This is a genomic window from Bacillus sp. L381 (genome assembly GCF_030284525.1).
GTDB classification, from domain to species: domain Bacteria; phylum Bacillota; class Bacilli; order Bacillales; family Bacillaceae; genus Bacillus; species Bacillus amyloliquefaciens.
On sequence record NZ_CP127224.1, the window covers coordinates 2600605 to 2615479 of the forward strand.

Genomic DNA, 14875 nt, shown 5'->3' on the forward strand with positions numbered 1-14875 from the left:
CACAATAAAAAAAGCAATGAGAGGAATAGCTCTCATTGCTTTTTCATATCATTACGATTGATTATGAACAACGAGATAGCCCTCCAAGAAAATGAATTCTTGACAGCCTTACATTTATTTAATGCAAGGCCAGCAAAACACACCGATGGGATGTGATTCACTTCGGCGACGCTCCCCTTTCAGCTTTTCTCGCAGAATCCATCATTCTCCAAAAGCTTACTATTGAAGTTCGCACCTCTATCTTCACCATATAACACGATCTTATGAAATTAGTTCACATTCTAGCAGATTTTTCAGGAAAGCACAATACTATTTTTTCAATTTTTCAAACAGCAGCTGAGCCGCCGCAGCCGGCACACCGGCTTTTTTAATATCGTCAAGGCTTGCTTCCTTCATCTTTTTAACAGATCCGAAATGCTTTAAGAGCATTTTTTTGCGTTTTTCGCCGATTCCCGGGATATCATCCAAAACGGATTGAAAGGCGCTTTTTCCCCGGATCTGCCTGTGAAAACTGATCGCAAAGCGGTGAACTTCGTCCTGAATGCGCTGAAGCAGGTAAAATTCCTGGCTGTTCCGCTCCAGAAACACCGGTTCAAGCGGATCGCCGATCAAAAGGTTGGATGTTCGGTGTTTATCATCCTTCGCCAATCCCGCTACCGGGACATCAAGGCCGAGCTCATTTTCGAGCACGTCGCGCGCCGCATTAATCTGCCCTTTTCCGCCGTCAATGATGATTAAATCCGGCAGCGGGAGATTTTCGCGGAGCACCCTCGAATATCTTCTTCTGACGACTTCCCTCATAGAGCCGTAATCGTCAGGCCCTGTTACGGTTTTAATTTTATATTTGCGGTATTCCTTTTTATTGGGCTTACCGTCAATAAAGACAATCATGGCCGACACAGGGTTTGTACCTTGAATATTGGAGTTGTCAAACGCTTCAATCCGATGCGGCGTGTAAATGTTCAGCGCCTCACCGAGCCGTTCGGCAGCACCGATTGACCGTTCCTCATCCCGCTCGATTAATGAGAATTTTTCCTGCAGAGCGATTTTCGCATTTTTGTGCGCAAGCAAAAGCAGCTCTTTTTTCGGGCCTTTTTTCGGCTGATGCACGGCGGTTTCCAAAAGCTCGCTGATCATGTCCCTGTCCACGCTGTCAGGCACCAGAATTTCTTTAGGCAGAAAGTGATTGTTTTTAGAATAGAACTGGCCGATGTAGGTCAGAAATTCTTCATCCGCTTCCTGATACATCGGAAACATGCTGACATCGCGTTCAATCAGCTTTCCTTGGCGTATGAAAAAGACCTGAACGCACATCCAGCCTTTATCGTAGGCATAAGCAAACACATCGCGGTCCAAAAGGTCATTCATGGTCATTTTCTGCTTCTCCATCGTCGATTCGATGTGAGCAAGCTGATCGCGGAATTCTTTAGCCCGTTCAAATTCAAGTTTTTCCGCCGCCTCTGCCATTTTCTCTTCAAGCTCTTTTTTGACCTCGTTATGCCCTCCCTTTAAAAAACGGGTGATATCTTCAACCAGCTCGCGGTTGGTCTCCTCAGAAATATCCTTAACACAAGGAGCGAGGCATTGTCCGAGATGATAATAAAGACAGACGCGGTCCGGAAGCTTCGAGCACTTCCTGAGCGGGTATAGGCGGTCCAGCAGTTTTTTCGTTTCCCGCGCCGCCTGAACATTCGGGTACGGGCCGAAATAGCGTCCTTTGTCTTTTTTGACATTCCGGGTGACAATAAGCCGCGGATGGCGTTCATGGGTGATTTTAATAAAGGGATAGGTTTTATCATCTTTCAGCATGACATTGTATTTCGGATCGTATTTTTTAATCAGATTCATTTCCAAAATAAGCGCTTCAAGATTGGAGGAGGTCACGATGTATTCAAAGTCCTCAATCTCCGTCACAAGCCTTTGGGTTTTTGCGTCGTGAGAACCGGTGAAATAGGATCGCACCCTGTTTTTCAGCACCTTCGCTTTCCCCACGTAGATGACTGTTTTTTGACGGTCTTTCATTAAATAACAGCCCGGCTGATCGGGAAGGAGGGCCAGCTTTTCTTTCAGTTGTTTATTCATACGTTACCCTTCCTTATATTCATTTCTTGTGTCCATTCAGTGTATCACGAACATTTGTTTTTCTCCATTCTCAGCTTTTGGCAGAACAAAAAAAGGCGATTCCTCTTTAAAAAGGAATCGCCCTGCCGTAACGGCCGCTTTCGGCTTACAGATGTTTGTTTACAAGCTCTTCAAGCGCTTCTTTCGGTTTGAAGCCGACAGATGTTTCAACGACTTCTCCGTCTTTTAACACAAGAAGTGTCGGGATGCTCATTACGCCGTATTTACCGGCAGTTTCTTGGTTTTCATCAACGTCGATTTTCACGATTTTCAGTTTGTCTCCCATTTCTTGATCAAGCTCTTCAAGAACGGGCGCGATCATTTTACAAGGTCCGCACCAAGGAGCCCAGAAATCCGCCAATACGACCCCTTCACTTGTTTCAGCTGAGAACGATTGATCAGTTGCTTTTACGATAGCCATTTGTTATTCCTCCAATGTCAAATGATGATTTTTAGTATAGCATCTCCCATTCGTTCATGCTAATTTAATGCTTATATTATTTTCTCCCGAACCCGTCTGAAATAATCTTCTTTATATGGTGTATTATTACCGATCAGCAGGCATTCAAAACTTAAGATGGGTCAGCAGGCAGCGTAATTAAAACTACCGCCATCGGAGGAAGCTCCGCCTCAAGGTTTCCGCCCTTTTGAGTAAATCCGGAAAACGGCTTCGGTTTGACGTTTTCCGGGCTGCTGAATGTATTGCGGGCATTCATTTTTTCCGCATGCAGAATCGTTCCCGAAGGCTTCCCTGCCTTTTTCATGCCTCGCAGTTCAATCTTCACGTCGGCTTTGTGCAGATGATCGATATTGCAAATGCTGATATGTATGTCGCCGTTTTGCTGTTTGGACGCTGAAATGCTGACCTGCGGGAGCCGGCCGTCTTTCCATTCGTACCCTGCCGCTTTTGTTTCTGATGTCAAAAGAGAAGCGTCTTGATGAACCTTAAACATATCAAACACATGATATGTCGGCGTCAACAGCATCTGTTTCTCTTCTGTCAGGATCATTGCCTGAAGCACGTTGACGGTTTGCGCGATATTGGCCATCTGTACACGGTCTGCGTGGTGATGAAAAATGTGAAAATGCGTGGCGGCGACAAGCGCGTCGCGGATCGTATTCTGCTGATACAGAAAGCCCGGATTCGTGCCGGGCTCAGGATCAAGCCATGTGCCCCATTCATCAATGATCAGACCGACTCTTTTTTCCGGATCATACTGATCCATGATGGCGCTGTGCCTTGTGATCAATTCATCCATATGCGCCGCTTTTTTCATCGTGATGAACCATTCATCTTCCGTAAACTCCGTCGCTGATCCTTTTCCCTTCCAGAAGTCGCCCGGTATTGTGTAATAATGGAGGCTCAGCCCGTCCATGAGATCTGCGGCTTTTTTCATTAAGATTTCGGTCCAGCGGTAATCGTCGACATTCGCGCCGCCGGCAATTTTATAGATTTCATTACCGCTGTAATTGCGGACATAGGTTTGAAAATTTCTGTAAAGGTCGGCATAATACTCAGGATGCATGTTTCCGCCGCAGCCCCAGTTCTCATTTCCTATTCCGAAATATTTCAGCTTCCATGGTTTTTCCCGCCCGTTTTCCTTTCTCCAGTCGGACATCGGCGTGCCTGCTTCAAATGTCATGTATTCAATCCAATCAGCCATTTCCTTAACCGTTCCGCTGCCGACGTTTCCGGCGATGTACGGTTCGCAGCCGAGCAGTTCACAAAGCATCATAAATTCGTGCGTGCCGAATTCATTAGAGTCAATCGTGCCGCCCCAATGGGTATTCAGCATTGTTTTGCGTTTCCCTACGCCGTTTGCCCAATGGTATTCATCAGCAAAACAGCCGCCGGGCCATCTGAGAACAGGAATCTGAAGCTTTTTGAGAGCAGATGCGACATCTGTCCTGATCCCGTCGGTATTCGGGATATCGGAATCTTTTCCGACCCAGATGCCCTCATATATGCCTTTTCCTAAGTGTTCCGCGAAATGCCCGTATATATTTTTGTTAATGGTTGCCCTAGTGATATCGGTTTGAATGACTGCCGTATTGTGAGACAAACTTGATCATTCCTTTCCCTTAATAAGAATGAAAGCACTACAGTCAATCTTTGTTTCCGGGATGTATGCTGAAAGGATAAGTTTGTAAGCGCTTTACAGAAAGCTTATTACATTGGTTCGTACATGTCAATCTATTATTTTATCAATGTATAATTTGTACGAACCAATTATCCCAAACAAAAACCCTCTGACAAAAGAGCCAGAGGGTTTTGATTATGAATGAATATTGGCATTTTTGAATTCCTGGGTCAGAAGCGGAACCACTTCGAACAAATCACCGACAATTCCGTAGTCCGCTATTTTGAATATTTCCGCTTCCGGGTCTTTGTTAATGGCAACGATGACTTTACTGTTTGACATTCCCGCCAAGTGCTGAATCGCTCCGGAAATTCCGCAGGCAATATACAAATCCGGCGTGACGACTTTTCCCGTCTGGCCGATCTGAAGAGAATAGTCACAATAGTCCGCGTCGCAAGCGCCGCGCGAAGCGCCCACCGCTGCTCCCAGCACTTCGGCAAGTTCTTTTAACGGTTCAAACCCGTCTTTGCTTTTGACGCCGCGGCCGCCCGCAACGATAATTTTCGCTTCTGACAGATCCACGCCGTCCGCTGTCTTTTTGACTACTTCTTCAATGACCGTCCGCAAATCTGCCGCCGGCGCCGCAAGCTCTTCAATATCACCCGTGCGGCTCGCGTCTTTTTCTAATGCCTGAATGTTATTCGGACGGATTGTCGCCAAGATGAAAGGATCGGTTGAAATCACCTGTTCAAAGGCTTTGCCGGAATAGATCGGTCTTGTAAAAACGATGTTGTCCCCGGTAACGCTTACATCCGTACTGTCTGAAATCAATCCCGTTTCAAAACGGGCCGCAAGCTTCGGTGACAAATCTTTTCCCATAGAAGTGTGGCCGAAAATGACCGCATCAGGCTTTTCATTTTCGATCAGATCCCCGAGAACTGCGGCATATCCGTCTGCTGTATACTGAGAAAGCCCCGGTGTATCAGCCGTAAATACTTTGTCGGCGCCGTAGTGAATGAGTTCTGGTGCTGCATCAGCCGCGCCTTTTCCCAGCAGCACGCCGATTACATCTCCTCCGCCGGAAATGGTTTTGCCTGCGGCTATAGCTTCAAAGGTGACGTTCCGTAAGGCGCCGTCACGAATTTCTCCGAGTACGATCACTTTTTTTCCCATTCTGACATCCCCCAGTTTCTTTAATATCAGTTTATACGACTTTGGCTTCTTTTCTCAGCAATGACACAAGCTCTTTCGCCTGCTCGGCGGCTTCTCCTTCGATCAGTTTGCCCGCTTCTTTTTTCGGCGGCAGAAAACGTTCGATCGTTTTGAGCTTCGGAGCAGCATCGTCCTCATCAATGTCAAGGTCATCGAGCTCAAGTTCTTCCAGCGGTTTTTTCTTCGCCTTCATAATGCCCGGAAGCGACGGATAACGCGGCTCGTTTAATCCTTGCTGCGCCGTGATGACTAAAGGAAGAGAAGTTTTAATGATTTCGGTATCCCCTTCATTGTCTTTCTCTGCAACAGCTTCATCGCCGCTGATTGTCAATTTTGTAATCGTTGTGATGCAAGGAATGTTTAACAGTTCGGCAAGTCTTGGCGCCACTTGGCCGGAGCCGCCGTCGATCGCCACATTTCCGCCGAGAATCAGATCATATTCCTTATCTTTGAAATAGTGATATAAGATCGTTGAAATGGAATATTGGTCAGGATCGCTCAGGTCATCTTCAATATTGATTAACACCGCCTGGTCGCAGCCCATCGCAAGAGCTGTGCGCAGTTCTTTCTCCGCGTCCTCTCCGCCGACCGTTACGGCGGTAACGGTTCCGCCGTGCTCTTCTTTCAGCTGGATGGCTTCTTCAATGGCGTATTCATCATACGGATTAATGATAAATTCGGCTCCGTCCTCCTGAATCTTTCCTGCTTCAATGACGATTTTCTCTTCTGTGTCAAACGTCCGTTTCATCAGTACAAATAGATTCATATTCTTATCCCCTTTATCTTCGCCCACCGAATTGAGGCTTTCTTTTTTCGAGAAATGCCTGAATGCCTTCTTTTGCGTCATCTGATGCAAATGCTTCCCCAAAGCGCTTTGCTTCAAGCTTTAAGCCGCCGTCATAAGAATAAACCTTGTTTGTATAAAGGAGCTCAAGCAGAAAAGCCATCGACTGCGGGCTTTTTTCCGCAAACTTGCCCGCGAGCGTTTTCGCCTTCTGCAGCAGCTCTTCCTCATTTTCGGCACCTATGGTGACAAGCCCGAGGCTGAGCGCTTCTTTTCCGGTCACAGGTTCTGAAGTGCCGATCATTTCAAGCGCTTTCGCCGTGCCGACGTACCGGGGCAGACGCTGCGTCCCGGCAAAGCCCGGAATAATGCCGAGATTCAGCTCGGGCAGGCCGAGCTTTGCATCCAATGTAGCGATTCTGATATGACATGCCATGGCAAGCTCCAGACCGCCGCCGAGCGCAGCGCCGTGAATCGCCGCGATAACAGGCTTTGGAAACCCTTCAATTTTTTCCATCAGCTGCTGGCCTTTATCCGCCATGGCAGAAGACTGCTCAAGATTTTCAAGCGACGTAAATTCCTTTATATCGGCGCCCGCCGAGAAAAATTTCCCCTCACCGCGAATGATGATGCTTCTGACGCTGTCATCTGTTTCATACCGGTCGAACAGACCGGACAATTCATCTAAAATCGCACCGGACAGCGCGTTGGCCGGCTGATGATCAATGGTGATCACCGCGACAGATTGTTCTACCGCCACTGAAAGGCTTTTCATCCGTCAACCCCCTTTAGTTTTGATGAATCCCTGACACCAACAGTTCCAATACCTTGTCTGACAAATCCGGAAGATCATATTTCTGATCGTTCATCACCCATGTTGTCACTGTTTCATCTATCGTCCCGAATATCATCTGCCGGGCGAGGCGGACGTCGAGATTGTCTTTCCATTCGCCCGACTCAATTCCTTCGGTCAAAATGGTGTCCAGCATGTTTAAATAACCTTTTAAAATGTCATTGATTTTCAGGCGCAGCTTGATATTCGACTGTCTGAGCTCAAGCTGGGTCACAATCGCGAGGTGGCGGTCATTGCCGAGCAGTGTGAAATGCTGCTTAATGACGAGAGCGAGTTTTTCTTTTGCCGTCGTTTTTTCTTTCACTTCTTCTTCCATGCGTTCAATGAACTGGCCCATCTTTTCTTTAAAAAGAGAAATGAGTATATCCTCTTTGTTTTTGAAATATAAATAGATGGTGCCGTCCGCAACGCCGGCCTGCTTGGCGATTTTGGACACCTGTGATTGGTGATAGCCGTTTTCCGCTATGACTTCTACTGCTGCATCAATGATCTGCATATACTTTGGCCGTTTTTGGTTCAATGTCATCGTTCCTTCCTTCAATAAATGAATGACTATTCATTCATAACTTCATGATAAAAAGGAATCCGGGTTTTGTCAAGTTTTTCTTTTAAGGCACTTTGTTTTCACGGGAAGCATCTGCCTCTTCGACTAAGCGTCTTCTCAATATTTTTCCGACAGCCGTTTTCGGAAGCTCTTTTCTGAATTCGTAAAGCTTCGGGACTTTGTACGGCGCAAGCCGCTCTCTTGCAAACGCGTCAAGCTCATCGGCATCTGTCTCGGCCCCTTTTTTCAAGACGATAAATGCTTTCACCGTTTCCCCTCTGTAGGAGTCCGGCACGCCCGCTACGACGATTTCCAGAACGGCTTCGTGCTCATACAGCGCCTCTTCCACCTCTCGCGGGTAAATGTTGTATCCGCCGGCAATGATGATGTCTTTTTTCCTATCAGCGATGTAGAAAAACCCTTCCTCATCCATGTAACCCATATCACCGGTAAACAGCCAGCCGTCTCTGATGACACGCGCCGTCTCCTCCTGTTTGTTCCAATAGCCTTTCATAACCTGCGGGCCTTTTACGATCAGCTCGCCGTGTTCATACGGCTCCGCAAGCCCGCCTTTTTCTTCTGAATATATTCCGGCATCGGTATTGGGCCAAGGACAGCCGATGCTGCCGGGTTTATTTTTTCCCCAAATGAAGTTTGAATGGGTAACCGGTGATGCTTCAGATAACCCGTAGCCTTCCACAAGCTTTCCTCCGGTCACTTTTTCAAATTTCTGTTTGACTTCGACCGGCAGAGCAGCTGAACCGCTCGGACAGCTTTTGATGGACGAGAGATCATATTTATTCAGTTCGGGGTGATGCAAAAGCCCGATGTAAATCGTCGGCGCCCCCGGAAAAACCGTCGGCTTCAGCCTGTCGATTGTTTTTAGGGTGTCCAAGGGATTAAATTTAGGAAGAAGGATCATTTCACACCCTTGCATGATGGAAAAATTGAGCACGGCGGTTAATCCGTACACATGAAAAAAAGGTACGATGCCGAGCACCTTTTCGGCTCCCTTCTTCATTTTGTACATCCAGGCGGCGCACATTTCTGTATTGGCCTGAATGTTCCGGTGCGTGAGCATGACGCCTTTCGGATAGCCGGTTGTTCCGCCCGTGTATTGAAGCACGGCAATGTCATGCGCAGGGTCAATATCCGATAGCTCCGCTTCCTCGGCTTTTTCTTCTTTTAAGATGTCCGCTAAGCTGTGAATCTGTTCGTGGCCGTCATAATCAATATGCACCTGTTGTTTTTGCGTGAGCGTATAAAGCATTTTTTTCGGAAACGGCAAAAAGTCTTTGATACTGGTTGTAATAATGCGCTCGACGATTGATAACGTTTTCATTTTTATCACCTTCGGAAACAGCATATCGAGGGTGATGATCACACGCGGCGCACTGTCTTTCAGCTGATACTCAAGCTCGTGTTCCGTGTAGAGAGGATTGGTTTGAACAACAATGCCGCCGGCAAACAATACACCGTAAAAAGCGATGACCGACTGCGGACAATTGGGCAGCATAATGGCGGCTCTGTCACCTTTTTTCAGACCTGTTTTGCGTAAAAAAGCGGCAAGCTTTAATGAATCTGTGAGAACCTCTTGGAATGTGAGTTTTTTTCCGAGAAAATAAATGGCGGTATGGTTTGGGAATTGAGCTGCGGAGTTTGTCAGATTGGATGGCAGGGTTTGATCGGTAAATTCAAGCTCATGCGGAATCTCTTCGGGATATTGAGAAAGCCATGGCTTTTCAGACTGCATAAAACCTCTCCCTTCTGTTTTTCCTATACGCTATTATTATAGCAGAAGGCTGATTGGAATTGGAAAGCGTTTCATGTGAATTTTGACGTTCAGGAGGTGTTGTCTTTGCTGGAAACGATGCATTTTGAAGAGGGAGTTCCTATTCTGCGCCAGCTTCCGAGGCCGTTTACTTCAGCCGCCTTTTTGCTTCATCCCTTTGTCCGAATGCCGGATGGGTGGGAAGAGCAAAAGCGCAAGCGGCCTTTTGAACATATTTATCCGAGTGATGAGGAGATCATCACAATGGGCAGACCCGTTTCTTGGAATACCGTCATGACCATTTGCGGACTGCACTCTGAAAAAGAGACCGCGCTTGCACTTATGACCGCTGTCACGGCATTGCGGGATGAATATGCACAGCCTGAATCCGCCGAGCTGCTTAATCGGCTTCATCATTCGGATCTGTACTTGCCGAGCGATGATGTCACTTCGCCATTTTTGATTCCGGGGCTCTTAGACGTGTTCCGTTCAAAAGGCATTGAGCGCTGCATTTATTATGAGCCGGTCGAAGAGAAAGGTATGTTTTCGCTCAATCAAACGGCGCCTTTGGATGTATGCGGACTGCTGCAGGCTGACATGATCATTGCCAATGAAAAGCGCAGCGCCGCGTTTATGAGTATGTATGATTCTTTCACGACACTCTTTCTCATGGAAGATCAAGACATGCCGTCTGTAGTCCAGACCATGAATTGGGAAGCCGTCATTTGCTCTGATACGACCTGCATAAACTGGTTTTCTCAATAAAAAAGGCCGCCGGGTTTAGTTCGGCAGCCTTTTTTTCAGTATTAAGATGTCATGACCAGATAAATAAGTCCGATGAACAGAAAAATTCCCGCTGCCGACAGCAGCACTTTCGCAAGCTTCTCCATTTTTCCCCGTCCCCTTAAATCCCGGCGGCCACCACAAATGACAGGCCGACTGAGATGACAAATGAAATAAAGCCGACAGCTCTGTTATCTTTTTCAATTTCTTTATCAATTTTAAACCGGGGCGTCAGAAATTCAAAGATAAAATAGCTGATTAAAAGCATAATAAATCCGTATACGCCCCAGCCGATCATTTGCAGCAGCGAATTGTGCTGGGCGATGCTGTGCTGAAAGACATTCGCGATCCCGAGAATTTTCCCTCCGGTCGCCATTGCAACCGCAAGATTGCCTTTTTGGATTTCTACCCAGTTTTTATAGGATGTCACCAATTCAAACACGGTCAGAAAAATGACGAGACACAAAACGGCTACACTGTAATAAGCCGCGATTTCAACAAGCTCATTTTCCCAAAAAGCATTCATGACGTTTACTCCCTTTTATTTTAGTTCGACAATCGTTACGCCTGATCCTCCTTCTCCCGCTTCCCCGAACCGCGAGCTTTTCACGCTGCGGTGGTTTTTCAGAAGATCCTGCACCCCTTTTCGGAGGGCGCCCGTGCCTTTTCCGTGAATGATGGACACTCTCGGATAGCCGGCAAGCACCGCGTCATCTAAATATTTTTCGACGCGGCTGAGGGCATTTTCGTAACGCTCTCCCCGCAGATCAAGTTCAAGGGACACGTGATAATCCTTCCCTTTTACGGCGGTGATGGCTTTTTCTTTTTTCGGTTCAGGAGCGGACTTGAGAAACTCAAGATCTTTTTCCTTCACCTTCATTTTAAGGATGCCGATTTGGACATTCCATTCTTTCTCGCCGGTTTTTTCAAGCAGCGCCCCTTTTTGTCCGAATGTGAGCACCTTTACTTCGTCACCCGGCTTCAGCTCGCGTTTTTTCTCTGTTTTTCTTTCCGGCTGCTTTGATTTTTCAAAAGCCGGCATCGCGTCTCCGAGACGTTTTTTGGCATCAATCAGCTCGTGTTCCTTAAAGGATCTGTGTTCTTGCTTGATGGACCGGAGCTCGCGAATGATCTGTTCCGCTTCTTTTGCGGCGTCTTCCAGTTTTTCCGCTGCTTTTTGTTCGGCTTCTTCCATCAGTTTGTCTTTCTGGGCATTCAGCTCAATGATTTGCTGCTGCAGCTCTTTATGCAGTTTTTCTGCTTCTTTTCTGATTGATTCGGTTTCAGAAAGCTCTTCATCCGCTCTTTTTTTACTTTTTTCAAGTGACGCGATCATCAGATCGACTTCATTGTGTTCGGCGGTCATTTCTGACTTCGCCTGGCCGATGATATGCTCCGGCAGGCCGAGGCGGCTTGAGATTTCAAAAGCGTTGCTTCGGCCCGGCACTCCGATCAGGAGCTTGTAGGTCGGCGAAAGCGTTTCAATATCAAATTCAACGCTTGCATTCATGACGCCTTGTCTGTTATAACCGTATGCTTTCAGCTCCGGATAATGAGTTGTCGCAAGCACTCTGGCGTTTGTCCGGTGGACTTCGTCAAGAATGCTCATGGCAAGCGCCGCCCCTTCCTGCGGGTCGGTTCCGGCACCGAGCTCATCAAACAGCACCAGACTGTTTTCGGACACGTCTTTTAAAATACTGACGATATTGACCATGTGAGATGAGAACGTACTCAGGCTTTGTTCGATCGACTGTTCATCACCGATATCGGCAAAAACATGATCAAATACGGCGGCTTCCGATCCTTCATCAGCCGGTATGTGCAGTCCTGCCTGCGCCATTATCGTCAACAGCCCGAGCGTTTTTAACGTAACGGTTTTACCGCCCGTATTCGGACCCGTGATGACGATCGTCGTATAATCTCCGCCCAGTTCAATATCGTTGGCCACGACTTGGTCTTGAGGCAGCAGCGGATGGCGCGCTTTTTTCAGACGGATAAAGCCGTCTCCGTTCATGAACGGTTTTGTCGCCTTCATCGCTTTTGCGTATCTCGCTTTTGCGAAAATGAAATCCAGTGTCTGCAGCACTTCCACATTTTGAACAATCTCTTGTGTGTGTTCAGCCGTATGCTCCGTCAGCATCCGGAGAATCCGTTCGATTTCCTGTTTTTCTTTCACCTTCGCCTGCTGAAGCGAGTTGTTCATATCGACGATCGCCTGCGGTTCAATAAACAGCGTCGCACCTGATGAAGAAGTATCATGCACGATCCCGCCGTAGCTTGATCTGTATTCCTGCTTGACCGGAATGACAAAGCGGTCATTCCGAATCGTAACGATCGTGTCAGACAGCATTTTTGAAGCGGAAGATGAACGCAGCATCGATTCAAGCCGGTCTCTCACTCTTGATTCAAGCGTTCTGAGCTGCGTGCGGATTCCTCTTAAAGCGGGAGATGCATGATCAAGCACTTCGCCGTGATCATCAATGCAGGAATTAATCTCCCTTTCCAAATCGCCCAATGTAATCAGCTCTTCTGCATGGGCCTGTATCAGCGGAATGCTGACGCCGTCTTCTGTCATTTGGCTGATAAAGTGCTTCATTTGCTTAACGGCATACAGCAGCCCGGACAATTCGGTGAATTCCGCCGGGGTCAGCACGCTGCCGATTTCCGCCCGCCGCAAAGCCGATCTTATATCCGTCAGACCGCCGAACGGAGCATGGCCTCTTAAGCGCATGATGGCGGATGCTTCTTCGACTTCATCCAGCTGTTTTTGGATGTCGGCGAGATCAGTCAAAGGCTTCAGCTGCAGAAGCTTTTCCCGGCCGAGCGATGAGGCGGCATGTGCGGTAATCTGTTCTTTTACTTTATGAAATTCAAGTGATGATAACACTTTTTGCTGCACGGTTTTGTGGTCCTCCTTACTTAATCATTGCGCGTCAGAAATGCTTTGACCTCATGTAGCGGCCGGGCGTTTAAAACATTCTTTGTTTCTGTCCAGCCTTTGCGCGCAGCGGTCACGCCCGTTTGCATATCATCGAGCATCTCTATATTATGGGCATCCGTATTAATGACCAAAGTCACGCCTTTTTCGTTTGCTTTGATCAGATGCTCAGTCCGTAAATCGAGGCGCGCGGGGTTTGCATTCAGTTCAAGCGCCGTATTTGTTTTGGCGGCAAGTTCAATCAGCATGTCGATGTCGACTTCATAGCCGGCCCGTCTGCCGATCAGCCGGCCCGTCGGGTGGGCGATAATGTCCACGTGCTTATTCGTCAGCGCCTGTTCAAGCCGTTTCATAATGACATGTTCCGGCTGGCTGAAGCTTGAATGAATAGACGCGATGACAAGATCCATTTCAGACAGGACACTGTCATCATAATCAAGCGAGCCGTCGGGGAGAATGTCCATTTCCACGCCTTTAAAAATATGGAAGTGTTCAAACTCGGCGTTCAACGTGTCAATTTCTTCCGCTTGTTTTCTGAGCCGTTCGGCCGTTAACCCGTTGGCTACCTTTAAATATTGGGAATGATCGGTGATCGCCATGTACTGATAGCCTTTTGCCATACACGCTTCTGCCATTTCCCTGATGGAAAAAGCGCCGTCACTCCAAGCTGAGTGCATATGGAGATCGCCTTTTATCTCTTTTTGCTCCACAAGGTCCGTTTCTTCCCGATACGTGTCGACCTCCTGCCCGCTTTCTCTGAGCTCCGGAGGAATAAACGGCAGACCGAAGTGGGCGTAAAAGGCTTCTTCGCTCGGGAAAGTTTTGACTTCTCCCGTTTCTATCGTTTCCACCCCGTATTCGCTGATCCGTTCACCGCGCTCTTTTGCCAGCTGGCGCATTCTAATATTGTGATCTTTGGAGCCGGTAAAATGATGCAGTGTGGTCGCAAACTGCTCCTCAGTCACAAGCCGGAAATCCACACTCGTCTCATATTCAAAGGTCAGGATGACTGATACCTTTGTATCCCCGCTCGCTATCACGTCTTTTACGTTCGGCAGGGACAGAAGCTGGTCTCTGACAGCCGCCGGATGATCTGTGGCGATAATGTAATCCAGATCTTTTACGGTTTCCCGCGCTCTTCTGAGACTGCCGGCACGGGAATATTTCTGAATATCCGTCAGCCCGGCCAAATGTTCTTCAATCACTGAAGCAATGCTGAGCGCATAGCCGATCGGAAAACGTTCAGGCTGTTTTCCGGCTTCTCCGAGAGCCTGGAGGATTTTCTCCTCTGTTTTTTTGCCGAAACCGGCGAGACCCTGTACTTTTTGCTGCTCGCATGCTTCTTTCAGCGATTCCGCGTCATGAACGCCCAGCTCTTGATACAGCTTGGCGATTTTCTTGCCGCCGAGGCCCGGAAGCTTCAGCAGAGGAACCAAGCCTTCTGGGACTTCTTTCTGCAATTGGAGAAGCGTGCCGGACACACCTTCCTGCATATATTCACGAATGACGGCGTAAGTGCCTTTTCCGATGCCGGATAAAGACATCATGTCGTCGATTTCCGACAGGCTGCGGTCGTCCTGCTCAAGCGCCGCTGCCGCTTTTCGGAAGGCTGATATTTTAAACGGGTTGTCCCCTTTCAGTTCCATATAGACCGCAATCGTTTCAAGCAGCCTGATAATATCTTTTTTATGCATACTGTTAACCCCCAGTCGTTTCCTGCTTTTCATCATACAAATTTTTCTCCTCCTGCACAACTGACGCAGAGCTTGAAAAAAACTTCTCCGGTCA

The 14875-nt window shown here is 47.8% G+C and carries 12 protein-coding genes and 1 riboswitch; of the genes, 1 reads left to right on the forward strand and 11 read right to left on the reverse strand.

Annotated features, from left to right (window positions below):
* Positions 1-68: 68 nt before the first annotated feature.
* Positions 69-248, reverse strand: a riboswitch (Lysine riboswitch).
* A gap of 61 nt (positions 249-309) precedes the next feature.
* From uvrC to lcfA, 8 genes are all read right to left on the reverse strand, one after another.
* Positions 310-2082: an excinuclease ABC subunit UvrC gene (gene uvrC / locus QRX25_RS13270; protein WP_212098592.1), complete on the reverse strand. Its 1773-nt coding sequence runs from the start codon at positions 2080-2082 to the stop codon at positions 310-312.
* 145 nt (positions 2083-2227) lie between these two features.
* Complete coding sequence (gene trxA / locus QRX25_RS13275; RefSeq protein ID WP_003152560.1) at positions 2228-2542, reverse strand: thioredoxin; 315 nt, start codon at positions 2540-2542, stop codon at positions 2228-2230.
* Positions 2543-2693: 151 nt separating this feature from the next.
* Positions 2694-4184 carry an alpha-N-arabinofuranosidase gene (locus QRX25_RS13280; protein ID WP_212098595.1) on the reverse strand — a complete coding sequence of 497 codons (1491 nt, stop codon included), beginning with the start codon at positions 4182-4184 and terminating at the stop codon, positions 2694-2696.
* Between the two features lie 213 nt (positions 4185-4397).
* Entirely contained in the window at positions 4398-5375 is a 978-nt protein-coding gene (locus QRX25_RS13285) for an electron transfer flavoprotein subunit alpha/FixB family protein (protein WP_212098599.1), read from the reverse strand.
* 31 nt (positions 5376-5406) lie between these two features.
* On the reverse strand, positions 5407-6180 hold the full coding sequence (locus tag QRX25_RS13290; RefSeq protein WP_212098602.1) for an electron transfer flavoprotein subunit beta/FixA family protein: 774 nt from the start codon (positions 6178-6180) through the stop codon (positions 5407-5409).
* A 13-nt stretch (positions 6181-6193) separates the two neighbouring features.
* Positions 6194-6973 (reverse strand): enoyl-CoA hydratase, encoded by a 780-nt coding sequence (locus QRX25_RS13295; protein ID WP_212098605.1) that lies wholly within the window; start codon positions 6971-6973, stop codon positions 6194-6196.
* A gap of 13 nt (positions 6974-6986) precedes the next feature.
* Positions 6987-7571: a fatty acid metabolism transcriptional regulator FadR gene (fadR, locus tag QRX25_RS13300; protein WP_014470798.1), complete on the reverse strand. Its 585-nt coding sequence runs from the start codon at positions 7569-7571 to the stop codon at positions 6987-6989.
* Between the two features lie 88 nt (positions 7572-7659).
* Entirely contained in the window at positions 7660-9348 is a 1689-nt protein-coding gene (gene lcfA / locus QRX25_RS13305; protein WP_212098608.1) for a long-chain-fatty-acid--CoA ligase LcfA, read from the reverse strand.
* 105 nt (positions 9349-9453) lie between these two features.
* Here lcfA and QRX25_RS13310 point away from each other — a divergent pair, with 105 nt between their 5' ends.
* Positions 9454-10131, forward strand: a complete 678-nt coding sequence (locus tag QRX25_RS13310) for a DUF2711 family protein (protein ID WP_212098611.1) — start codon at positions 9454-9456, stop codon at positions 10129-10131.
* A gap of 139 nt (positions 10132-10270) precedes the next feature.
* Here the strand turns inward: QRX25_RS13310 and QRX25_RS13315 are convergent, their stop codons facing one another.
* Genes QRX25_RS13315 through polX form a run of 3 tightly spaced genes read right to left on the reverse strand, consistent with a single transcriptional unit; the run spans position 10271 to position 14781 of the window.
* Positions 10271-10675, reverse strand: coding sequence for a DUF350 domain-containing protein (locus tag QRX25_RS13315; RefSeq protein ID WP_003152541.1), 405 nt, complete (start codon positions 10673-10675; stop codon positions 10271-10273).
* A 15-nt stretch (positions 10676-10690) separates the two neighbouring features.
* Positions 10691-13048 carry an endonuclease MutS2 gene (locus QRX25_RS13320; protein ID WP_212098614.1) on the reverse strand — a complete coding sequence of 786 codons (2358 nt, stop codon included), beginning with the start codon at positions 13046-13048 and terminating at the stop codon, positions 10691-10693.
* Positions 13049-13068: 20 nt separating this feature from the next.
* Positions 13069-14781, reverse strand: coding sequence for a DNA polymerase/3'-5' exonuclease PolX (polX, locus tag QRX25_RS13325; protein ID WP_212098617.1), 1713 nt, complete (start codon positions 14779-14781; stop codon positions 13069-13071).
* Between the last annotated feature and the right edge of the window lie 94 nt (positions 14782-14875).

Excerpts from the sequence above, each read along its gene's own strand:
- trxA (WP_003152560.1), bottom strand. The coding sequence starts at position 2,542 with ATGGCTATCGTAAAAGCAACTGATCAATCGTTCTCAGCTGAAACAAGT.
- QRX25_RS13315 (WP_003152541.1), bottom strand. The coding sequence starts at position 10,675 with ATGAATGCTTTTTGGGAAAATGAGCTTGTTGAAATCGCGGCTTATTAC.
- lcfA (WP_212098608.1), bottom strand. The coding sequence starts at position 9,348 with ATGCAGTCTGAAAAGCCATGGCTTTCTCAATATCCCGAAGAGATTCCG.
- QRX25_RS13295 (WP_212098605.1), bottom strand. The coding sequence starts at position 6,973 with ATGAAAAGCCTTTCAGTGGCGGTAGAACAATCTGTCGCGGTGATCACC.
- polX (WP_212098617.1), bottom strand. The coding sequence starts at position 14,781 with ATGCATAAAAAAGATATTATCAGGCTGCTTGAAACGATTGCGGTCTAT.
- QRX25_RS13290 (WP_212098602.1), bottom strand. The coding sequence starts at position 6,180 with ATGAATCTATTTGTACTGATGAAACGGACGTTTGACACAGAAGAGAAA.
- QRX25_RS13285 (WP_212098599.1), bottom strand. The coding sequence starts at position 5,375 with ATGGGAAAAAAAGTGATCGTACTCGGAGAAATTCGTGACGGCGCCTTA.
- uvrC (WP_212098592.1), bottom strand. The coding sequence starts at position 2,082 with ATGAATAAACAACTGAAAGAAAAGCTGGCCCTCCTTCCCGATCAGCCG.